This window comes from Psychrobacter sp. K31L (assembly GCF_017942195.1).
GTDB lineage: Bacteria > Pseudomonadota > Gammaproteobacteria > Pseudomonadales > Moraxellaceae > Psychrobacter > Psychrobacter glaciei.
Map to the genome: position 1 here is coordinate 333,796 of NZ_JAGKSC010000003.1, position 23,136 is coordinate 356,931.

The window sequence follows — 23,136 nt, forward strand, 5'->3', positions numbered from 1 at the left end:
CATGGTCAAGAAAATCAGAACCTATAGTGAAGAATTCAAAGCCGAAGCCGTCAAGAAGATATCAGATAATAACGGCAATATTTCAGCGACCGCAAAGCAGCTTGGCATCGCCATGCAGACCTTATCTAATTGGAATAATAAAGCCAATCAAGGCAAGCTTATCGGCACAGAACAATATGATCCTGATCTTGTGACGGCTCATCAGGAAATAAAGCAGCTCAAACGACAGCTTAAAGTAGCCGAAGAGGAACGAGAGATATTAAAAAAGGCGACGGCGTACTTTGAAAAGCACAGTTAGTCAGGTACGCCTTTATCAAAGATAACCAGCACTTCTTTAGCATCACCACTATGTGCCGCGTGCTAAGTGTTAAGCAATCAAGTCATTACGACTGGCTGAGTCGTGATATCAGTGACCAACAGATACATCGTAATCAGTCTGAGCTAATGGTTAGGGCCGCTCACAGTGAAACTCGTGAGCGCTATGGTGTTGAGCGACTGCATGCAAAGCTCATAGAGCAAGGCCATGACATTAGCTTGTACATGGTCAGACGTATCAAAGAAGAACATGGCATCAAATGCCGTCGCCACAAACGCTTTAAAATCACTACGGACTCAAACCATAATAAAATGGTTTATCCAAACGTGTTGGATCAGCAGTTCGATGCTAAGCGTTCTAATGAGTCTTGGGTCAGTGACATCACCTATATCTGGACAAATGAGGGTTGGCTGTACTTGGCAGGCGTTAAAGACTTATACACTAAAGAGATGGTCGGCTATGCCATCAACAAACGTATGACCGCTGATCTAGTATGCAAAGCATTGAACATGGCCATCAAGAATAAACGTCCAAGCCAAGGGCTGATTGTACATTCAGATAGAGGCAGTCAGTACTGTAGCCATGCCTACCACAAGATTATCAAACAGCATCAGTTTACAGGCTCGATGAGTGGTAAGGGCAACTGCTTTGATAACGCTCCGATAGAAAGCTTCTGGGGCGTGTTGAAGAATGAGCTGGTATATCACCAAGACTATAAAACAAGGTTTGTAGCGATCAGCGATATCATTGGCTATATTGAGCTGTACTACAACCAAACGAGGATTCAAAAAAGTTTAGGCTATAAATCGCCAAGACAGGTGTGGTTTGATTTTTATCGTCAAGCTGCGTAACTAAAATTTCCCAAGTTTATGTGTACGGATTTGACGGCAGGGGTCAGTACCAGTAGTCATGTCTATAGTCCTTGTAGTTGTGGATAAAAGAAAAAATTGAGTATTTCCCAAACTTTAAATAAGTGTTGCTATAAACTAATTTCAGTTACACAGAATTTGGGATGGTCTCAAGCAGTTACACATTTTTTAGGAAACTCCCAGAGATATACTTAATTTACTGCTTTTAACCTTTCAATTCCCGCTATCAGCTGTTGTTTTTTCATATCAAAATAGCTTCCCCAGTCTTCGATTGCCATGATTGACTGATAATCTGAACTATTTTTGATTGATAAAATAGACTCTTCTGCTTTATCCAACTTATATCTTAATGACTTAACTAACGTATTTAACTGCTCTTTCTCATTAACTGTTTCAGAGCGTGGTTTGAACATACTTTCTTTTAGCTCTAATTTTATTCTTTTTACAGCTTTTAAATCATTTGCATTATAAGCTTCATTAAGCTGTATAAATATTTCTTGAGCTATATCCTTCATATCCTCACTCACACGATCAGGATGACAGATTTGGCTTGCTTGTCTATAAACCTTTTTAATAGTTTTTTTATCTTCATCATTAAGGTTATTAAAAACGACTCCTTCTTGTTTCTCTACCTGCTGTTTATATCTTTTTTCATTCTCAAGTTCTTTTGCAAAAGATTCTGGGTTATCTTTGGCTCTCTGTTTACGCAAATGTATAAGCTCGAGCATGTAGTCTTTTAACTCTTGAGTGTGAAGGCTATAAAACTCAGTAAGTGTCTTTTCTAACTCAATCTTTTCATCATCGTAAGCTTTAAGTTGATGTTCGAGCTGACGGATTTCTAACTTTAGTGCACTTATGTTTACATCCTCATAAACAATTAATGAGTTATTGTTAGAAACAAACTCTTCAATAATTTCAGCTGCTCGGCTGAAATTACCTTTATCGATAGCTTGTGTAATATTATTTATACTTGAATTAGACTTATACTCTTTGAGTTTTTCATTTTCTCTTCGAATATCGTCTTCATCTTCTAAAATAATATAGTTTTTTAGAATCTCAGCTCGCTTAACAATTTTCTGGATAGGTATTTCTAGTGTTATTAATTCATCTTCATGGTAATAGTTACTACATATTTTTTTAAACTGTTCGATAAACTGCTCTGCTAAAAAAGTATCGCCTTTTGTTATAACAATACTTTCATGATTTCTTTCAGCTTTATAACTCCAGTTGTACGATCCATTTATTACAGTATCTCCATCTATTACACAGAATTTATTATGCATCAGATCTCTATCGCCATCTCCAATAAGGTAGGCAGCTGAATTTTTAATTCTTAGTCGTGTATGATCCACATGGGAGTTTGTATTGATATGATCATTAGAGAGCATGAGCTGTACATGAATTCCGTCTTGGGCTTTTTCTAGCAATACATCAAATAAACTCCTATTAGTGAACCAGGCAACAGCAATGTATATACTACTCTGAGCTGTTTTAAGTTCTTTCTCAATACGCTTACTAATACTTTCAAAAACTGCTTCCGTTTGCATTTTAACTCTCACCAATTTGGGTAGTTATTAATTTCCAACCTTAAAACTCATCTCGACCTCCCATGGAATATTATTACCATATAAGGAAAGTTTGTTGAGCTTTTTAAGCCTTTTTATTTCTTTAGGCAATGAGTAAAGCTTGTTGTAACTAAGATCAAGCTCTTCAAGGTTATGCAGTTGATAAATAAAAAAAGTTATACTACTCATTTCATTACTGGAAATATCCAATTTTTTAAGGTTGATGAGGTTAGTTAAAACGGAGGGGAATGAATAGAATTTATTGTCACTTAACAATAGTGTCTCTAATGAATTCAACCAATAAAAGCTGAAAGGCAAGTCCCTAATTTTATTGATAGAAAGATTTAATATCTTCATTTCTCTGAGATTTTCTATAGATTCACTAATCTTTTCAATATCATTATTTCTTGCATCTAAGTATCGAAGACTTCTTAAGCCTCCAATACTAGATGGTAATTCAGATATAAAATTATTTCCAATATGCAGGATTTCTAAGTTAGAGAGCATTTTTAGACTACTTGGTAACTCAAAAAGAAATGCGGACTTTGCGCTTAACTCTATTAGATTAGTCAAGTTGCCTATACTCTCTGGCAAATACCCTATTTTATTGTAACCTATAAAAAGAACCTCTAAATTGGTCAACTTACCAATCTTGCTTGGAATCGACTCTAACTTATTATCCTCTAGTCTAAGCTTCTGTAATTTATAAAGTTCAAACAAACCATCAGGAAGCTGTTTAATGCTGTTTGATCTAGCAAAAAATACTTCTAAACTCTGAAGACTGCCTATACTCTCAGGTAAAACTTTGATTTTATTATTAGAAACACTCAGACCAACAAGATTTTTAAGGTTACCTAGCTCTTCAGGCAATTCAGCAATGTCATTAATTTGAACATCAAGTTTTCTAATTTTTTCTAGTTCAAACAATTCAATTGGCAAGGTTTTTATTTTATTTTGACAAACAATCAATTTTTCTAAGTTGATAAGCTGATTTATATTTTTTGGAATATTAGCTACTTCATTTTTAGCCAAATCTAGTTTCTGAAGACTTGCCAAATTTAGGATGACCTCTGGAACTTCTACGAAACTATTGTCCTTAAGCTGCAATGATTCTAATTTTTGTAGCTTAGAGAAGCTCTGTGGCAACTTAGCAAGATTGTTATTTGATAGATCTAGACTGACTAAGTTGGTCAGATCTCCAATGCCTTTAGGTAAACAATCGAGACTATAATTAAGAGTAAGCTCCCTAAGACTAACCAAGGCCTCTACACTTTCTAAAAAATCTTCAGCATTAAACCCATTAACAGCTAGTTTTTCTAGATTCACTAGGTAGGATAGCTCTACTGGCAAAGACCCATGAACTCCTATAGATTTAGATTCATCTTCTACGTCTTGATCTACAATCAACTCTAACTCAGTTAAGTTCAATAATCTCTGAGCATCACGAGGAATGCTAGCTTGAGGAATAGCAAAATCATCAGCCCATCTCCAGATAGTCTGCATCCACTCTTCGTTATCGATCAAACTCGAGATATCAAGAAGAGAGTCTGTAAACGCAATTAAGTTTCCACTATTTACAATAATCAGAGCGTTACTACTATTAGATTGTACAATAGCATGATTATTATTTTGTTGTTCAGCCATGCCATAACTCCCTACTCTACTCTTCTTAAACTGCTCAGCCTAGTAGAATATCTCTGTATATACCTCATCACGATCGATATTCTGGCAAATAAAACACGTTCTCTTTGGTGTATGCCTGCACCAAGTCAATGTACTTCTCTTAGCCTGTTTCTATCAGCTCATGCTTGCGCTTCTCGAAAGTATCACTGATAAACTTTAAGAAGATAAGACTTAAGACGATGTGCTTATATTCTAATGACTCAACGCTACCACGTAGTTTATTGGTTGCATCCCTTAAGGACTTTTCAAAGCGAACTTCTTTTTTATCGTTCTTTTTAGTGGTTGTTTTTGCCATGTCTTAAGGTTTTCTATCTTTTGATATTCAATCATGCAACGAATGAATGATTAACCATAAAAGAAAGGGATTTACTTGATGATAACAATTTTAGCGAGATTATGCTTTTAAGCAAGCTTATCTACCAACTAATTTTTGAGGTGATGTGACCCCTGCCGTCAAATCCGTACAGTTAAACTTGGGAGATTTTAGTTACGTAGCCTGACGATAATAATCAAACCACACTTGTCTTGGCATTTTATAGCTAAAACTCTTCTGCATTCTATTCCCACTTCGAGTATTCTGAGAGAATATGAAAAGCCTGGGGCGTTTCATACTGTCAAATCAACTTATATTGAAATCAAACAGCACTATAATGTTAAGTATCTGCACGCATATCTGAGAGCTAAAAATTATCGTATTAATAAACTATCTAGCAACCGATACGCTCACAATTCATCGCTTTCAATGCCTCAGGAATTCTGATAAAAGGATTAAGGTAAATATCATGCTCTGTTCATTATAAGAGTCATAAAGATCAACAGTGTTTACACAAGGAAAAGATCATGCCAGATATTAACGTGAATGGAACTACCCTGTTTTATAACGATGAAGGTCCTAAAAACGCTCCAGTGTTAGTACTAAGTCACTCGCTGTTTTTTGATCATAAAATGTTCGCGCATCAAATACAACATCTATCTAAAACCATTAGAATTGTGAGCTATGATGATCGGGATCAAGGGCAAAGTGCCCGATCAGAATTGAAAAGCATTGATATGGATACTCATACCAACGATGCTATAGCATTAATTGAGGAACTCGATCTAGAACCTTGCTTTTTTGCTGGCAATTCTATGGGCGGGTTTATTGCGCTACGTTTAGCCGCTCGCCGCCCAGATTTGCTAAAGGGTTGTATTGTACTTGGGTCTAGCGGAGAGCTTGAATACAAACTGGCCGATTTTTCGCCTTTGGTTGAAGGCTTAGGTGCGCAAGGTACTGAGCCATTTATCGATACGCTCATGTACATCATGTTTGGCGACGACTATTTAGCAGACGACACTCGAGCAAGTGAGCGTGAGTACTGGCGTGATTATATGCTAAAACTAGGACCGGACATCGCGCGCAGTGCTAATGGCGTTATTCATCGCACTGGCATATTGGATGAGCTTAAAGGGTGCAAAGTACCTACGCTAGTATTGGCAGGCGAACAGGATCATGAGTATGAAGTACCTCTGTCAGAAAATATTACTAAAACATTAGCGAATGGCCAGATGTTCGTAATTCCAAAAGCAGGACACTCGGTAGCGCTTGAGCAACCAGAAGTCGTTAATAGATATATTGCAGATTTTATTTCAGCCCACTCATAATGCTATCAATCATGCTTAATCGGTAAGGCTTCTAGGTTTTGATTCAGTGTTTCTATAAGTACAGAACAATAATAAGAAGTAAGTACTATATACCATTTCTTATTATTGTTTGACAGCTTTAGCTCTGAAAGCTGCACTATATGTTCTGCTTTTCTTAGTCATGATAAACTCCTCATCGAGTCGTTAGTTTAACAAGTTGAACTCTACGGTTTCTTCAGCATAGCTCAATTAGAAATAAGCTTATTTTTCCGGATAGTATTTATGCATTATTTTTTTGCAATCACAAAGATGACTCAGTTTTTTATGCTGTAACGTTACGCAGTCAATATGAATCTCAGCTTAAACATATGAGACATGTGCTATCTAATTACTCTAGTCACTATTTAACTTTATCTGCTCCAATATGTATGAAGTTGCCACGCTTATGCTGGAAGCCTTTTTGAAAGAGATACATTGACTATTAAATTTTAAAGACTTTAATTATAAAAACTTACTTATACCGTACCCTTGCGCTAATTACTGGGTGTGTATCTTGAAGCATTACCAAATAATGGATTATAAAGTGAAATTAAAACAATACTCACTCAGTTATATCTCAGAGCAGTTTATTACTTACCATGACGAGTTTAAACAACTTTACATTCTAACTTATGAGATCTTATCAAAACTAGAAGATGATTTTCTTGAGATAGAGATTGAAAGAGCACTAGCAGCTACTACATTTGTTACAATCATAGACAAAAACTTCATCTTCTTAAATAACTATATTTTAGCAACCTTTTGTAAGAGACACATACAGCAAGCTACAGATAAGCAATTACATTGCATCTACGTTAACAACAACGAATTCCCTGAATTTCATAGGCTGGAAACTATTTTTTATGAACTTATTAACTTTATCAATAGAGCCATTCGTAGCCAAGAAAATCTAAATTATTATAGAGTACATAAAGATTTGATAAAGATTTTGACCACAGAACAATGTCAGTATTTGTTTAATATCAATAGCTACTCTATCTTGCTATTTTGCAGACACATGAATATCCATGAAAAGACATACGATAACGCACGAAATAAGTCAAAAAATAGCGAGAAATATAATGCCTGATGATGGTAGTCAAATCGTTCTATTGACTAATGACCAGCTTATTGAACAAGTTGATTTTTTAAGCGTTGAAGATGAATATAACTACAGTGAGGACTGGATAGCCTCACTAAAGGAAATTGCCACTTCAATTAATTTAAGCATTCAACGACGATCGCCACCTTTAATACAGCAATTAATAGCTATAAAAAATGGTTTACTTTTTCAAGAAGAAGTCGGTAAAAAGACGCTTAATGCATTACCTCCGATTCTACAACCACTTTTCTTGTTAGCTAACTTAAGTGATGATGAGCACAAAGAAATAATATGGTTGTGCATATCCATTCACACGTATTTATTATTATCACATCACAAAAAAGCAAAGACGCATTTAAAGAATATAATTAACCGATTCAAATTACCCGTATTTTCCAACTCTAAGAACAATCGATGGATTTGGGAGATATTACCAAAACTTGACGATCTAGAAGGGTTATCAAATACAGTAGACTTCATCTATTTATTCTTTGTAGGACAATTGAGAATAGTAGCGTACGAACAAGAAGTACGAAAAGAGCTACTAACAAACACTGAGGAAAGTGAAGCAACAGTCAAATTTCGCAGTACGAAATTTAAACAGCTTGATGCGATTGTTAAATGCTTTGAGCAAGCCTACTATCCTAATAAGAAAATTACTCGCCAGCGTAAAAAGAAAGATAAATATTTAGATCCTTTTAAAAGCGAAGCCACCGAACAGTTAGCTGATTTTGTGGATGGTTCAACTTGGGTAGGGAATAGTTATTGGAATCAAAATAAATATGATATTGAAAGCGATGCGCCACATTTATACTATCAGTATCCTGCAATATTAAATTTTGATTATGAACTGTATTCACCAAACTCCAGAAAACCTAGAAATATTGAAGAGTACATGGATACCTTAGAACGTCCACTAATTGTCAGTTTAGATTTACCTGATAAGAAAGTTCGTTACATGCAACCCTTACAAAGAATAGAGAAAAACGTTCATCACAGCTATATTAGTCAGCGAGAGTTAGAGCTTAACTCTAATGTCAGAACGCTTTCTGTAGCAGGCTTAAAACAGGTTTTTGGCAGATTAGCGATAGATTCACATCGACACGACTATAAACACAATAAAGCCTCTTTAATCTTACTTTTATCAATGATGACAGCTGTTCCTGTAGAGTTTTTGATAACAACTGGTTTCATTGCAGATTCTGGGTTATTCACTGTTTTAGAAAATACTGCATATTTGCAGTATCAGCTACAAATCACTGATCGTAAGCAGGGTTATGATGAAAGTATTCATGAAAATCAAAAAAGCATCATCCGCCTACCTATGCCAATGGGGTTAATAAAATTTCTTTCTCATGCAAGAAACTTACCAAATAAAGAGGACATTCTAGAATATATCCACACTATAAAAGAAGAGATAGATCTGCCTTATCTATCAGTAGTACGTATTGAAACCGCTTTACATATTATTTTACACAGATATATTCATGGTAGTAATCAACATATTGCCGATCTGATTTGTCGAATACCAGCCTCTCTTGCACCTTCTACCTACTACAGCAGTCATAGTAACGAATTTCTTATTAAGCATTATCATCAAGCGATAGAGCTACTTAACTATGACAATCAATTAGACGATAGTTTTATTAACCAGCCCAGCACCCGAACAGATTTTACTACCGGCTCTGGGTTTGCATTGACATTAGAATACGTCAATATTTTTTTACAGAATTTATCGGGGTGGGTTGATGATGACGACAATAGAGAGGAGCACTTCAACAGGTATAGCGCTCTCATTTGGATCCAATTTTGTTTGCTGACTGGTACTCGTCCAAATAATGGACTGACTAATGTTAAAGATATTGACTTAGAGGTAGGTTGGTATGAAGTTGCAGATAAACCTAATAAGGTGGCCAAAAACCATCGGCTAATCCCATTGTGCCCTACTCTTTTGGCAATTTTAAAACAATACCAATTATTTCTTATCGATTATCAGCCTTATGCGACTGCCAAGGTCGATAAACTTATTCATCAGATTACACAAGAAAAAGATGAGTTAACCCTGCTTAATATGCTATCAGATAGTTACGATGAACTTATTAAAATTAAGCGAAGCCATATCTCAAAATTATTATCAGATTACATGCCTTTTGAGGACTCTTATTGGACACGGCACTTCTTACGTACCCAACTTGAAAAACTTAACGTCTCAATGATCTTGATCAACACAGTGATTGGTCATGAGAAAAACCGACAAGAGGCATTGGGTCAATTCTCATCAGTAAACAAGCAACAAATCTGGCGAGTGCGTGATACTTTAGAGAAGATCGCACAACAAATGAATTTAAGAATGTGATAGCAAATGAAGCCATTAAAAAATAAATCAAATAACGACAGCCACAGGTCGCGCAAAGAATTAGCAAAGCCGCATCAAACTAAGAGACCTAAACCTAAGAAAAAAGGTAGGACTCGTGATATAACAAAACAGCCCATTAATCCGTCAATCATAAATAAAGATATTTTTCCACCTAAAATCATTGCTGGGTTTACCGAACGAAAAGGCGATAAAAGCATATTGAGCGTAAATCAAAGTGACGTATCAATATGCTTTTATCAAAAGTATGAATTGCTGAATATATTTCAAACTTTATGGGACGACATCCAAAAACAAGCGTTCCAACACTTTCAAGATCTAGTCAATCAAACGAACGTAGATAAAAAATTTTACGACTACAAGATACTTTCAACAGAGAAATACAAAAAGATCTACCTAGAAAGACACCCCAAGCCAACTGATGATAATAAACTAAAGCAATGGGAAGTAGATTATGCTGATTATTTAGAGCAATTAGCATTAATCACATACCCACTTGATGAACAGTACTTCGAAGGTTTTTTAAAACAAGCAAAAAAACTGATACATCAAGTCTGTTCTAAAATTTATACTTCAATGGCTCAATTTCGCTATGCTTGGGAGGTTTTGACTAAATTTGTTAGCTACTACAACACGTTTTATATGCAATCAGAGTATCACTACCCCTTACCTAGCGAGCCTGTTCTAGTAAAGGAAAATCCACTCTCAATTGATGAAAACTGGGTAAAAAATGGCAAACTTTTTAATGAAATAACTAAAGCAGTGATGGCAGACTGGGCGGCGGCAAGTAAAGATCAAAATCAGTCCTTAGCGTCGCTTGTGTTTTCACTAATAGCTTTTGGCGGAATTAACGATAAAGAACTACTGGCTGCTTTAGTCAATACTCTGTTAGATCAACCAGTCTTAACTGCTTTCAATGATCATCATGTCATTGTTTCTGTACGTTACCCTACAAAAAATTATGGTAATGAAAGAGTGGAGTCTCCTAATGTAAAAAAGAGTTCTTTATACATTACTCAGCAAGTCTCTCTAGACGTCATCAGCCAATGCTGGTTGTACCGATGTAGAAAATTTAACGATATTTTCAAGGTTAGGACAAGCACAGATATTGAAAGATTACTAAGGAATCATTTAAGTGAGGTTTTGCAAGTATCTAAAAACAAGGTTCCTTCTCTACCATGGTGGCTAAGTCATGCAAGTTATCATTGGGAAATGATGCCCAATGTCTTTGTTGATCAAGCACTAATAGGAGTTGCACAAGGCAAGCGTAAAACCACAGGTCTACTCACAGATGATTTTTCCACCTTGATAAATAAAGAGTATAAAACTAACAAACCATCTTTATCAGTCGAGGCACCTCTATCCAAAGTCAGCAAAAATACCGTAAGGTATGCTGAGCTGGCCGAAGTCCGCAAGATAGATATCGTTAAACGTATTTATAAAGAATTAGACAATCATTACAGCACTCGTCAACAAAAAGAAAGAATCAAAGACAACGAATATGATATCAACTACTCTTTAACGAACATGTTAAATGAAGAACGTGATATTGCTGAAAATATTTTAATAAAGTTTGTATTATCTAGATCTAATGCAACGCCTCGTCCCAAAAAAGAAACTATTCAAGGCTATTTGAGCTCGGTAGCTTATGAATGGCTTTATTTCCTATCAGGACAGCCTTTAAATACTTATAGTAGTGAGGATTTTGAAGAATGCTACGAAGAGATTTTAGAGCATAAAGCTGTCTATCGTAATAACAAAGACATTCAATATTCAGCAAAGCTGCTGCAGCGTCTACATGACATAGGGGTTAAGTACTATCATTTCCCTAAAGTAAGTATTAAAGAAGCTCAAACACAAAGAGTGGTACGTAGCGAATGGATTTCACCACTAGCGTATCAAGCAATCCTATTAAACATACCAAAGCTTGTTGATCCACTCGAAGTAGATATGTACAAGCTACTGTTTGTTCTAGCATATCGTACAGGCATGCGGAAGAAAGAATTGCTTGGATTGAGGTATGCAGATATTGAGGGATTCACCCTTGGCGAACCGTCGCTAGTTATTCGTCCAAATATTTACCGCAGCACAAAAACTCAAGGTAGTATTCGCCGAGTAGCAGCCTTTTCATTACTATCTGATGAGGAACTGAATTTCTTTAATCGATACGTACAACTAAATAAGCTCAACAAAACAGATTATATATTTAGTCCTTCATACGATAAATACCCAATTGATGATGCAGAACCTCTTGCAGTACTGAGAAAAATATTGAGCTTACTCGAAGCAAAGGACCATACATTTCACGCATTTAGACATACAGCAATTACCAATTTATCACTGATTTTGAATGCTGACGATCAGCTTGTGAAAACATTAACTGGTTACAGTGATCAACATATTGCCAAGATCAAAATTGGGCTGTTGGGAGTTAATCATGATGCTCAAGATAAATGGTATGCCATTTCAGGAATAGCTGGGCATGTGTCTCCTAACCGAAGCTTTGAGTATTATATTCATTCAGCAATGCTTATGACTACATACGCTATTGCCAATACAGAAATGCAATTAGATTACGTTATCTTTAAAAATATTACTGATATTAGTAAAGACAGGCTCAAGTCCAATAGTATTCCAATTATCAATAACAAGATATCTATCTCCGATACTCGCAAGTTGACAAAAAAACTAACCTTAAATCAAAGTCGAGATATTCCAGTGAATCTTGCTATTGATATTGCTGATCGGTTCAAGGAAAGTGATGTGTTCACTACTAACATGGCAGATGATAGAGTTCACCGCTATGGCATCAATCAACTAATCAAATTCTTACAGCTGCTAGAGGAAAGTGGCGATATCAAACTATCGTCAAACCATTCATTTATAAAGTTAGAAGATGGGCAGATATTTGCCAAACGCGCTGAGCAAATAGCCCATATTACTACTAGCCAGGGGAAGTGTCGCTTCATTGAAACAACTGATCAACGACAACCAAAGAGTATTAAAAGTAGAGAAAGTTATGAGCTGCTACCATTCATATTAAAGTCAGTTTGGAGCTTACGTGATCAGCAACATGCAGATTACCTGTGGTTTCTACAGATAGTTAGACAAAAAATCACTATTAATAATGCTTATCTTTCATTTCCAGTAAAAGATATAGAAGAATTTCTAAGGTTTGCACAGATCAGTGTGAGGCTTTTACCTGCACAGTCGTGGATGATTGCAGGTAATAAACATGTAAAAGCGGCTCTTAACGATATCTATAGAACTACTGATAAAAAACCAGAGACCTCAAAAATTATTTTCAAGCCTTATAACTCTAGCACTATCAGATTTGGCATTTGTATTACTAACGAACAGGCATCAAATGGTAAAGAATTTTCTGGCTTGCTAAAGTTTTTAGTACACCTTTTTATGATAGTGGATGATGAAGTCTGATAAATATTCCATAAGAAAATACGGTAGATATACAGCCATATGATACTCAATTGGACGGACATGCATTTGCATAATAATGATCATTTAAATATATCTCGATGCATTTAAGGCCAGAAACGGCAAGTAAAAAATCAAAGATTCACTGCTTCTTAGGGAAAATACTAATCAAGTCATCAAATATAACTAATATTGCAGTAGATTTCGCTTACCCATCGAGTAGGGGTAAGTGGTCAAAAGACCCTAATATTAGGGTGACCATGTTCAGATTAAAAAATACGTTTACTTAATCCACCCCTAAAGGTATAATTTATTATCTATCTTGAAGACCTTATATATAAAGATATGCAGGTTAATGTAGTATTGCATATCTCAATAAAAATCGAGTGGTCAACATTGCCAAGGTTGGGGTCGAGAGTTCGAATCTCTTTTCCCGCTCCAAATATGGCTTGAAAAAGCACTAAAAGCCTCACTCCTTAAATAGGTAGTGAGGCTTTTTTTTGTCCAATTTTCAGGGTTTGTACAAGACTTGATGACACGTCCTAATATTAAAAAATAATTAGACCTTACAGGCCACACTAGCAGCTTTTGCTTTTTCATAGACACTTTCAGCATCGAGTCCTAATGCGCTTACATCGTCTAAGTATTTTTGTGTTCCTTTTAGCAGAGGTCCTTTCCAATCTGGATCATTAAGTGGATCTGGAATATCAATGATCTCATCACCTCTATCTTTAGCAGCTTGCAAACCTAATAAATCAGTTCTATCCCACATCTCACCAACTTTCTTAGTAAGAGCCATACCTGAGTTATCATCAATGACCTTTTTTAAATCATCAGGCAAACTTTCATATTTATCTTTATTCATAGTCATCATCAGAGCAGAACTATAAAATGGGATATTGGTATGATATTTGGTTAACTCATCAAGCTTGAAAGTTGTGATCGCCTCCCATGGAAAGCTCAATCCATCAACCACACCGCGCTGTAGAGACGTATATATATCATTGGCAGGTAAACCCACAGGAGAGGCACCCATACTTTCGATAATATCACCTGCTACAGCAGATGGCCTGCGGATACGCATCCCTTTCATATCTTCGGGAGTTCGAATAAGCTTATCAGCACTATGTAATGTACCAGGGCCGGTAGCGAACATAAAAAGGAGATGTGAATCTTCATATTCGCTAGATATAGTGCCATTTTCATAAAGGGTTTGCAGCATACAACCTGTCTGTGTTGATGAATTAGACAAACCGGGAAGCTCTGCAATCTGGGTCAGTGGAAAGCGACCACTAGTATAACCCTGTACTTGAGAACCGATGTCAATCGTTCCCTTTACTGTGGATTCATAAGCGGTATCTGCTTTACTGAGTGTTGCCGATGGATATACCTCAACCTTAAGACGACCATTAGAATCTTCTCCAATTTTTTTGGCCCATGGCTCAAAGATTTCTTTATTAACATCAGCAGTGGCGGGATAAAAATGGGAGAAACGTAGAACGGTAACTTCTTGATTTGAGGCAACTTCGCTACTGTTATCAGATTGGTCAGAACAACCAAAAAGGCTAATAGCTGCTAGTGCACCTATCGAAAAAAAAGGTGCTAATTTCATTATCAATTCCTTTTGATAGCAATTATTTTTTTGACATTTGATTGATATTAAGACTTAATTAATCTGCCTCAATAGACATAAGCACTTTAAATTAAACGCTAATTAACATTCAAAACGCTACTTAAAATTAACAGCTAAAATGATAACAGTCAAATCATTTAACGACGATTATCTAGAAGTGATGATATAGCCGATACTAAGTAAAATGGGTATATGACATTACGATGCATGACTGGCAAAAAAATTTCCTTGTTTGCCGTACATATGCAGACAGAGACTACAAAAAAAATATTCATGAATTCAAAGAAGAAACTTAGCTCACGATTGACCAACGAGCAGATAGGAATGAAGCGTGGTTTAATATTAGGATATAAAATATTTTAAACTGGTAAACCCTACTATAATAAGTTTGCCAAGTTTACGGATAGACTTTTTTAATATAGATCATGACAGGTTGCGCAATATTTACATCGTTAGTATCATCTCAGTTTTGAAACGATTCAATTACAATTAGGAAAATATCATGGCAAAATTAGAATCAAACATCGAATTAGAAGCAGCGGCATTTCGTCGCTTACTAGCTCATTTAGACGAGCGTAAAGATGTACAAAATATCGAACTGATGAACCTTGCCGACTTTTGTCGTAACTGTTTATCCAAATGGTATAAAGCTGCTGGTGAAGAGCGTGGTATTGAAATCGAATACGAGGATGCGCGCGAGCTTATTTATGGGATGCCTTATGCTAAGTGGAAAGAAAAGTATCAACAGAAAGCAACGCCAGAGCAGTTAGCACGTTTTAACGAGATTGAAGCTGCTAAGAAAAAATCGGATTAAAACTAACAGTGATAGCTCAAATAAAATAAGCCACCACTAGATAGTTATATCAAAAAACCCAACATTGCCGCTAGATTAGCGGCTTTCTATAGATTTGAGTATGCTGCTAAACCCTATGGTTCCTTGTTTCTGCATTTGACGGTCAAATAGGCGACCGATTAATGGCAATGGTACCGTCAATCGACCCTCAGATACCCAAGTCACATGTGTGGTGCCATCGCCCAAGTCTTTTAAATCAATGATGCCTTTATCATGTTGCATTTTTATAGGTCTAGCTTTTTCGATTTGGTATTGCATATGAGTAGGACGCTCAAACGCCGTAATTCGCTCCCAAAACTTAACAGGTCCCGTTTGAATGCTACGTAAAGCCCCAACGCCATTGCGCTCCTCGTCACCTTCAGCCACTAGCTTAGCAACCCCCACAGCTTTAAATGAGCCATAACTGGCATGGTCACTCAGTGCTTCAAACACCTCATCAATCGGTTTTTTGACAATGCGTTCTACTTTTATTTTAAACATAATATTATCCCGTTAAGATCAAAGTTGAAATTATTTAGCTTACTGACATTTAAAACATGAATAAAGCAGTCGCACGTCAAAAACTTATGATCGCGAAACTACTACCGCTTAGACCCTCGGCCTTTTGAAGGACGCCTGCCATTTGTCGCAGGTTTGCCATTGCCTCCAGACTTACCATTACCCCCTGACGGCTTACCACGACCAGCAGGACGCCCATCCCTACCTTTAGAACCCGCTGGTTTTCTAGCATCATCCTTGGAGTATTTTTTATTTCCCTTTGCCGCACCCGTTGGTTTTGAAGACGACTTTGCTTTTGACGAGTCATCGGCACGAGGGTTTTTTCGTGGTGCATTACGAGATTTCTTAGCCGGTTTACTGTCTTGCGAAGAAGAGTCTTCTACAGATTTAAGTAAAACAGACAACTCTTTTGGGGTTAAGTCTCGCCAGTCTCCAACGGGCGTACCCTTAAGACTGACATTCATAATCCGCGTACGCTCAAGCTTCACGACTTCATAGCCAAAATGCTCACACATACGGCGAATTTGACGGTTTAGACCTTGAACTAACGTGATGTTGAATACGTTGGGCGCTACTTTAGTTACTGGGCATTTTTTCGTCATTTTGCCAAGCATCGGCACACCGCCTGCCAAACCCTCAATAACACTATCGGTTAACGGCTTATTGACCGTGACCAGATACTCTTTTTCATGGTTATTACCAGCACGTAGCACCTTATTGACCAGATCGCCATTATTGGTCAAAAAGATTAACCCTTGGGAATCTTTGTCCAAACGTCCAATCGGGAAAATACGCAAACTATGTCGCACAAAATCGACAATATTATTTTTCTCGGAGCTTTCTGTGGTGCTCACAATGCCCACTGGCTTATTCAAGACAATAAAAACAAAGTCATCGGGCTCTCGTGGCTCAATCAACTGCCCGTTAACTTTTACCGCATCTCCAGCAACCACTTGCGCGCCTACTTGAGCACGCTTGCCATTGACGTACACATTACCTTGCTCAATAAAGCGGTCAGCGTCGCGCCTAGAGCAAATGCCGCTTTCGCTGATGTATTTATTTAAACGAGTCGAGGAAGCGTTAAACATAAAGCACCGTTTTACCTGATAAGAAGCCTTTTTTACTAAGAAAAAAGCCTAAATTGAATGGATCGTCAACAACGAAATAGCTCACATTATATAGGAAATTCAATGTCCCTTTGAGGAGAGATGGGTAAGAACCTATAAACATATCCAGAATCGTATAAATCGAAGCGGCTGACTCAATACAGCCAACGTTAGCACACCGTTACTCAATAATCATTAAGCCATGATATTATTGGCGTATGATATACACGATAAATTTGAGCATCTTATCTATACTATATTTAACCATTACTATTGAGCCTCGTTATGCCCCAATCTCGTACCAATCTAAACCCTGAACCCAAAACCAACTCACCTTATTTAGTCGGTGTGCTGTTACGTTACAGCACTTTTGCCGCTGCTGTCTTGCTGTTTTTAGCAGGGCTATTATTGATGAATTGGTGGCTGATTATTCTTGGCGGGTTTGGGGTATGTTTGGGGATTTATGACGTTATACAGTCAAAGCATGCCATCTTGAGAAACTATCCAGTGGCTGGGCATATCCGCTACGTACTTGAAGACTTCCGCCCTGAGATTCGTCAGTATTTGTTAGAAAACGATAAAGAGCAAGTACCGTTTTCACGCCAGCAGCGTGCCTTGGTTTATCAACGTGCCAAGAACGTTAGTGATACCAATGCTTTTGGCACACTAGACAATCTCTACACCCATGGTAAAGAATGGTTTTTACAATCCGCCATCAGCCAGCCTTTAGAAAACCAAGACTTTCGCATTATGGTAGGCGGTGAGCGTTGTCAGCAGCCGCATGATATGTCGGTATTTAATATCTCGGCGATGAGTTTCGGCAGTCTATCAGCAAACGCTATCATGGCGCTTAATCAAGGCGCGAAAATAGGCGGCTTTACCCATGACACCGGTGAAGGTGCCATCAGTCCTTATCATCGCAAGTTCGGTGGCGATTTGATTTGGGAGCTAGGTACAGGTTACTTTGGTTGCCGCGATGAAAACGGTGATTTTAGTCCGCAATCCTTTGCCGAAAAAGCCGTCGATCCACAAGTAAAAATGATTGAGATTAAGCTATCTCAAGGCGCAAAGCCTGGTAAAGGTGGCGTCTTACCATCCAGCAAAATCACTCAAGAAATCGCTGATACACGTCAAGTGCCGATGGGGCAAGACTGCGTTTCACCCTCTTCGCATACGGCATTTAGCACGCCGCGTGAATTAGTCGCATTTTGGCAGCAGCTGCGTGAATTGTCTGGTGGCAAGCCGGTTGGCTTTAAGCTATGTATTGGTCAACCTTGGCAGTTTATGGCCATCGTCAAAGCCATGATAGAGACGGACAATTATCCTGATTTTATCGTTATCGATGGCGCAGAAGGTGGTACGGGTGCCGCCCCTGTCGAGTTTATGGACAATGTTGGTATGCCAATGGTCGAAGGGTTTTTATTGGTACACAATACCTTGGTCGGTGCAGGCATCCGCGATAAAATCAAACTTGGCGTGAGCGGTAAAATCGTCTCTGGCTTCGATATTGCCCGTATGATTGCGTTGGGCGCAGACTGGTGTAATTCAGCGCGTGGCTTTATGTTTGCCGTTGGCTGTATTCAATCACGCTCGTGTCATACCAACACTTGCCCGACTGGCGTTGCCACCCAAGACCAGTATCGTCAAAAGGCGTTGGATGTGCCGAGCAAAGCTGAGCGTGTTGCAAGCTTCCATAAAAACACCCTAAAATCGCTTGCCAGTATCGTGGGTGCGGTCGGCTTGCAACACCCAAGCCAATTACAACCTTATCATATCGCGCGACGTCTCGATGACGGGCAGATAAAGCTATTATCGAAATTCTTTTATTTTACTGATAGAGGTGCCCTGCTCAATAGTAGCGCCCGCGCGGACGTGTTCAATCAGATGTGGGTAATGGCGAACTCTGATAGCTTCTTAGCTAATGATGATGCCCTCATTGCTTATAATAAAGACTCACGAGATAAAGGTAGAGAAACCACCACATCAGCGGAACAGAGTCTTGGGAACTTTGCGAGTATCAGTGGCGGTGGGCAGTTAATCGGCAACGTCAACAATACTTTTCGTGAATTTCCACCTAGCAATGACTGAAAATAGTATTGAAAAATAGTGATGAGTATTTCACCATTCATGAGCGTTTATATTTTACTCTTTATCAAAAAGACAGATGATTGATGCCAAGTTCCGTTTTCACCTTACCACACACTCTACTGACAGCAGCGCTTATTACGTTAAGCGTCAGTGCTTGCCAGCCCATCACCAAACAAGATTCTGATAGTAATACAGGAATTTGGTCATGCCAGACGCAAAACTCACCGTTTACTTACAGCGTCTGTCGTGTTGATGCTGATGCGTTAAATAGCGAACGCTCTTCTCTACAGCTGTTTTGGCAGCCCTCCGATAGCAGTCAGCCGCTACTAACCTTTGACAATTTATTAGCGACATTACCAAGCAATCAATCGCTTAGCTTTGCCATGAATGCAGGTATGTATAACGAAAATTATGCACCGATTGGCTATACCGTCATCGACGGTAAAGAGATTCGCGCGTTAAATACCAAAGAAGGTGGCGGCAATTTTCATTTACTGCCAAATGGTGTTCTGTGGTGGGATAAAGCTGGTAAAGTACAAATCACTGAAAGCAATGCTTTAAATGAGCAGCTTAAAAATGATGAGGCAGAGCCTAGGTATGCCACTCAATCAGGTCCTATGCTGGTCATCGATAACGAGATACACCCGCAATTTAATCCTGATAGCACCTCACTCAAGATTCGTAATGGCGCAGGTATTTGTGACGACGGTAGCATACAGTTTGTTAATAGTGATGAGCCTGTGACGTTTTATCAATTTGCATCGTTGTTTAAGAATGACTTAAGCTGTCCAAACGCGCTATTTTTAGATGGCGGGATTGCGTCAGCATTATATGCGCCCAGCATTGATAAGCACGACAAAAAAGAGATGGGCGTGATGATTGGACTGGTTGAAAGTAAAGATTAATTTGCCTTTATATTTCAAAGTTAATATCTAATCAACTGCCTGCCCTCATATAGTTATGTCAATATAAAAGAGATACAGCAGGGCTGGTACAAATTTTTCTCGCTTGCTGTGCCTACGCCAGCAGAGGCTACGAAAAATTTGTACCAGTCATGCAGCATAGTGTCCTGTATGCATCTTATTTAGTATCGACTATAGTATGTGGCATAAAAAGCACTTGAGACGACTTTGTCATCCAAGTGCTTTTTTTATTACTAGCAACAGTCAATAGCTAAAAACTAGCCGCCCAGACTCATCTTGGGACCAAACGGTTCGTAATGGACACTATCGACACCGTGATCTAACGTCACTAGCCCATCGATCATACTTTCCATAAATGGCATCGAGCCACAGACATAAATATCAGCAGGCTCAGGCAAGGTAGCAAGCCATGCCTCATCTAATAATTGTCCCGACTCAAAATAGAAGACATGCTTTTCTACAGTCTCAGCCTTTTTTAATAGCTTATTTACTTCGGTATTAAAAGCATGATGCGCTTCACTTTGGCAAGCATAAACCCAGATAATAGGACGTTTTGGATTGGCTAATACTTGTGCTTCTAACATAGATAGCACAGGGGTTACACCAACACCCGCACTCATCAATACCAGCGGAATCTCATTTTGCTGTACCAAATCTTGATTGAGTGCAAAGTCGCCCGATGGTGCCGATAATAGAACCGTGTCACCCACTTCTAATTGGTCGTGCATATAGTTAGAGACCAAACCATGATGCTCGTTACGGTTGTCACGTCTGATTGCAAACTGAATGCCTGCATCGGTACTAGCGGAATACAAAGAGTAATGACGTAACGCAACATGGTCACTGTCTTTTGGGTCTGTTTTCACCGTGATGTACTGACCCGCGGTTAAAGTCAATTTGCTCAGGTCAATATCTTGATTGCTGTCGGCATTATCATTGACTGGCACAACTGTAAAAGCAGCAATATCCGTAGCGGCTGCTATCTTTTTAGTCACTGTAAAAGGCGCAAAATCCTGCCACATCGCCTCTTCATACATGCCATGTTCAATCTGAATAAATACTGAGGCAATCTCATCATAAGCTTCTGTCCAAGCATCGATGATATCGTCATTGGCAGCCTCTCCCAATACTTCCTTGATTGCACCGATTAAGTGCTTACCAACGATAGGATAATGCTCAGGCAAAATTTGTAAAGCACGATGCTTGTGGCTGATTTGGGTGACTTGTGGCAATAACGTCGCCAATTTATCCAAGTGCTTAGCAGCGGCTAACACGGTCGTCGCCAGAGCCGTCTGTTGACGGCCCAATTTTTGATTGGTTTCGTTAAATATGTCCAACAGCTCGGGGTGCTCTTCAAACATGTTTTTATAAAATACCGTGGTAATTGCCGTTCCATGCTCTTCAAGGACGGGAACAGTTGCGGTGACGATTTCTAACGTTTTTGATGAGGCCATGTTATTTCTCTTAGTCATTAACTACATTGATAAACGGAGATGTGAAAAATAAAACACTCAAACTGGCCATGATGATTGGAGCTTTTTACAGTCGTCATCAAGCTTTTCAGCTTAGCCAATCAGAATAATTATATAACATTCATTTAAAATGAATGTTATCACACTTTACTTAGCATACCAACGCTATGTTGCTACAAAGTCTATTTACTTTGACAAAAAAGCAGCCTTTATGCTGTCATAACGGCTGCTATTATCCAAAAACATGGGAATCAACAGGTTTTATAAGTTGGTGCAAACGCCAAAATTACCGCGCTAAATAATTGGTCATCTCTTCTACACCATGTAACGTCATCGGATACATCTTATGATCCACTAATTTTTTGATCTCAACGATGGTTTGCGTATATTGCCAATAAGAGGGTGCTTCAGGGTTGAGCCAAGCGACTTTATCAAAATGATCAAGTACCCGCTTGAGCCAAACAATACCCGCCTCATTATTCATATACTCTACGCTACCGCCTACTGTCATCAGCTCATATGGCGACATTGAAGCATCACCGACGAAGATAACGCGATACTCGCGACCGTATTTGTTGAGCAGCTCATACGTTGGCATCGGCGCACTGTGGCGACGATCATTGTCCTTCCAGACATAGTCATACAGACAGTTATGAAAGTAAAAAAACTCTAAGGTTTTAAATTCATTTCTGGCCGCCGAAAACAGCTTTTCTAGAGCTTCGACATGAATATCCATACTGCCGCCAACATCAAACAGCATCAATACTTTGACGCGATTGCGACGCTCCGCTTGCATATGGATATCGAGCACGCCTTTTTTAGCGGTGCGTTTGATAGTCTCATGAATGTCTAGCTCATCCGCGCTACCAGTACGAGCAAACTGGCGCAAGTTGCGCAGTGCCATCTGAATCTGACGGGTACCAAGCTGGCTGTCGTCATCGAGATTGCGATATTTACGCTGCTCCCAGACTTTAGCCGCGCTACGCTTACGTGACTCACCGCCGACGCGCACCCCTTCTGGATGGTCACCATAGGCACCAAATGGTGACGTACCGCCAGTGCCAACCCATTTACTGCCACCCTGATGACGCTCTTTTTGCTCTTTAAGGCGTTCTTCCAAAGCTTTCATCAGCTCCTCTAACGAGCCATACTTTTTCAGCAATCGGCGCTGCTCTTCGGTTAGGTTTTTTGGGTCTAATTTTAAGTCAAGCCACTCTTTAGGAATGTCCGTCAATTTAGACAATAGCTCATCCATATCTAGACTGTCGACACCTTCGAAATAATCTGCCATTGCCCGATCAAACTTATCAAAATGGCGCTCGTCTTTGACCATGCACAATCGAATCAACCGATACATATCTTCGCGACTGGCAAAGGTAGTCAATGCCGAATCTTCAGGATGCGGGTGCATCATCAGCCCTTTATCTAGCGCAGCATTTAGATCAAGCAGCTCGCGCGTACTGACTGGCACACCGTAAGTACGTAAGGTATAGAACAATTTGATAAACATAAGAGTCGCATCGCTTATTGGCTGATATGGTGACGAATGAAGCCGTCTTA

The 23,136-nt window shown here is 38.6% G+C and carries 14 protein-coding genes and 1 pseudogene; 7 read left to right on the forward strand and 8 right to left on the reverse strand.

Annotated features, from left to right (window positions below; translation table 11 throughout):
• Window position 1 precedes the first annotated feature (1 nt).
• Window positions 2-1,167, forward strand: a pseudogene (locus tag J5X94_RS06885) (IS3 family transposase).
• 209 nt (window positions 1,168-1,376) lie between these two features.
• Here J5X94_RS06885 and J5X94_RS06890 read toward each other — a convergent pair.
• From J5X94_RS06890 to J5X94_RS06900, 3 genes are all read right to left on the reverse strand, one after another.
• Window positions 1,377-2,732 (reverse strand): phospholipase D-like domain-containing protein, encoded by a 1,356-nt coding sequence (locus J5X94_RS06890; protein ID WP_210540728.1) that lies wholly within the window; start codon window positions 2,730-2,732, stop codon window positions 1,377-1,379.
• Between the two features lie 27 nt (window positions 2,733-2,759).
• Complete coding sequence (locus J5X94_RS06895; protein ID WP_210540729.1) at window positions 2,760-4,394, reverse strand: leucine-rich repeat domain-containing protein; 1,635 nt, start codon at window positions 4,392-4,394, stop codon at window positions 2,760-2,762.
• Window positions 4,395-4,533: 139 nt separating this feature from the next.
• On the reverse strand, window positions 4,534-4,728 hold the full coding sequence (locus J5X94_RS06900) for a type I restriction-modification system subunit M N-terminal domain-containing protein (RefSeq protein ID WP_210540730.1): 195 nt from the start codon (window positions 4,726-4,728) through the stop codon (window positions 4,534-4,536).
• A gap of 545 nt (window positions 4,729-5,273) precedes the next feature.
• Here J5X94_RS06900 and J5X94_RS06905 point away from each other — a divergent pair.
• The 3 genes from J5X94_RS06905 (at window position 5,274) to J5X94_RS06915 (ending at window position 13,006) form a co-directional block, all read left to right on the forward strand.
• Window positions 5,274-6,074, forward strand: a complete 801-nt coding sequence (locus J5X94_RS06905; protein ID WP_210540731.1) for an alpha/beta fold hydrolase — start codon at window positions 5,274-5,276, stop codon at window positions 6,072-6,074.
• A gap of 1,100 nt (window positions 6,075-7,174) precedes the next feature.
• Window positions 7,175-9,550, forward strand: coding sequence for a hypothetical protein (locus J5X94_RS06910; protein ID WP_210540732.1), 2,376 nt, complete (start codon window positions 7,175-7,177; stop codon window positions 9,548-9,550).
• Window positions 9,551-9,556: 6 nt separating this feature from the next.
• Window positions 9,557-13,006 (forward strand): tyrosine-type recombinase/integrase, encoded by a 3,450-nt coding sequence (locus J5X94_RS06915; RefSeq protein ID WP_194364087.1) that lies wholly within the window; start codon window positions 9,557-9,559, stop codon window positions 13,004-13,006.
• A gap of 556 nt (window positions 13,007-13,562) precedes the next feature.
• Here J5X94_RS06915 and J5X94_RS06920 read toward each other — a convergent pair.
• The gene (locus tag J5X94_RS06920; RefSeq protein ID WP_210540733.1) at window positions 13,563-14,615 is read right to left on the reverse strand and encodes a TRAP transporter substrate-binding protein; all 1,053 of its coding nucleotides are present in this window, start codon (window positions 14,613-14,615) and stop codon (window positions 13,563-13,565) included.
• A gap of 523 nt (window positions 14,616-15,138) precedes the next feature.
• On the opposite strand from J5X94_RS06920, the gene J5X94_RS06925 reads away from it, so the two are divergent.
• Window positions 15,139-15,450 carry a DUF1244 domain-containing protein gene (locus J5X94_RS06925; RefSeq protein WP_210540734.1) on the forward strand — a complete coding sequence of 104 codons (312 nt, stop codon included), beginning with the start codon at window positions 15,139-15,141 and terminating at the stop codon, window positions 15,448-15,450.
• Between the two features lie 75 nt (window positions 15,451-15,525).
• Here J5X94_RS06925 and J5X94_RS06930 read toward each other — a convergent pair whose 3' ends face one another.
• Both J5X94_RS06930 and rluF read right to left on the reverse strand, forming a co-directional pair.
• On the reverse strand, window positions 15,526-15,969 hold the full coding sequence (locus J5X94_RS06930) for an SRPBCC family protein (RefSeq protein WP_210540735.1): 444 nt from the start codon (window positions 15,967-15,969) through the stop codon (window positions 15,526-15,528).
• Window positions 15,970-16,070: 101 nt separating this feature from the next.
• A complete protein-coding gene (gene rluF / locus J5X94_RS06935; RefSeq protein ID WP_210540736.1) occupies window positions 16,071-17,075 on the reverse strand; it encodes a 23S rRNA pseudouridine(2604) synthase RluF in 1,005 nt (334 codons plus the stop codon).
• Window positions 17,076-17,378: 303 nt separating this feature from the next.
• Here rluF and J5X94_RS06940 point away from each other — a divergent pair, with 303 nt between their 5' ends.
• The gene (locus J5X94_RS06940; RefSeq protein WP_210540737.1) at window positions 17,379-19,181 is read left to right on the forward strand and encodes an FMN-binding glutamate synthase family protein; all 1,803 of its coding nucleotides are present in this window, start codon (window positions 17,379-17,381) and stop codon (window positions 19,179-19,181) included.
• An 83-nt stretch (window positions 19,182-19,264) separates the two neighbouring features.
• Window positions 19,265-20,086 carry a phosphodiester glycosidase family protein gene (locus J5X94_RS06945; RefSeq protein ID WP_189584622.1) on the forward strand — a complete coding sequence of 274 codons (822 nt, stop codon included), beginning with the start codon at window positions 19,265-19,267 and terminating at the stop codon, window positions 20,084-20,086.
• A gap of 275 nt (window positions 20,087-20,361) precedes the next feature.
• Here J5X94_RS06945 and J5X94_RS06950 read toward each other — a convergent pair whose 3' ends face one another.
• Window positions 20,362-21,558 (reverse strand): globin domain-containing protein, encoded by a 1,197-nt coding sequence (locus tag J5X94_RS06950; RefSeq protein ID WP_210540738.1) that lies wholly within the window; start codon window positions 21,556-21,558, stop codon window positions 20,362-20,364.
• A gap of 304 nt (window positions 21,559-21,862) precedes the next feature.
• On the reverse strand, window positions 21,863-23,086 hold the full coding sequence (locus J5X94_RS06955) for a vWA domain-containing protein (RefSeq protein WP_210540739.1): 1,224 nt from the start codon (window positions 23,084-23,086) through the stop codon (window positions 21,863-21,865).
• Between the last annotated feature and the right edge of the window lie 50 nt (window positions 23,087-23,136).

Excerpts from the sequence above, each read along its gene's own strand:
- J5X94_RS06890 (WP_210540728.1), bottom strand. The coding sequence starts at position 2,732 with ATGCAAACGGAAGCAGTTTTTGAAAGTATTAGTAAGCGTATTGAGAAA.
- J5X94_RS06895 (WP_210540729.1), bottom strand. The coding sequence starts at position 4,394 with ATGGCTGAACAACAAAATAATAATCATGCTATTGTACAATCTAATAGT.
- J5X94_RS06900 (WP_210540730.1), bottom strand. The coding sequence starts at position 4,728 with ATGGCAAAAACAACCACTAAAAAGAACGATAAAAAAGAAGTTCGCTTT.
- J5X94_RS06905 (WP_210540731.1), top strand. The coding sequence starts at position 5,274 with ATGCCAGATATTAACGTGAATGGAACTACCCTGTTTTATAACGATGAA.
- J5X94_RS06910 (WP_210540732.1), top strand. The coding sequence starts at position 7,175 with ATGCCTGATGATGGTAGTCAAATCGTTCTATTGACTAATGACCAGCTT.
- J5X94_RS06915 (WP_194364087.1), top strand. The coding sequence starts at position 9,557 with ATGAAGCCATTAAAAAATAAATCAAATAACGACAGCCACAGGTCGCGC.
- J5X94_RS06920 (WP_210540733.1), bottom strand. The coding sequence starts at position 14,615 with ATGAAATTAGCACCTTTTTTTTCGATAGGTGCACTAGCAGCTATTAGC.
- J5X94_RS06925 (WP_210540734.1), top strand. The coding sequence starts at position 15,139 with ATGGCAAAATTAGAATCAAACATCGAATTAGAAGCAGCGGCATTTCGT.
- J5X94_RS06930 (WP_210540735.1), bottom strand. The coding sequence starts at position 15,969 with ATGTTTAAAATAAAAGTAGAACGCATTGTCAAAAAACCGATTGATGAG.
- rluF (WP_210540736.1), bottom strand. The coding sequence starts at position 17,075 with ATGTTTAACGCTTCCTCGACTCGTTTAAATAAATACATCAGCGAAAGC.
- J5X94_RS06940 (WP_210540737.1), top strand. The coding sequence starts at position 17,379 with ATGCCCCAATCTCGTACCAATCTAAACCCTGAACCCAAAACCAACTCA.
- J5X94_RS06945 (WP_189584622.1), top strand. The coding sequence starts at position 19,265 with ATGCCAAGTTCCGTTTTCACCTTACCACACACTCTACTGACAGCAGCG.
- J5X94_RS06950 (WP_210540738.1), bottom strand. The coding sequence starts at position 21,558 with ATGGCCTCATCAAAAACGTTAGAAATCGTCACCGCAACTGTTCCCGTC.
- J5X94_RS06955 (WP_210540739.1), bottom strand. The coding sequence starts at position 23,086 with ATGTTTATCAAATTGTTCTATACCTTACGTACTTACGGTGTGCCAGTC.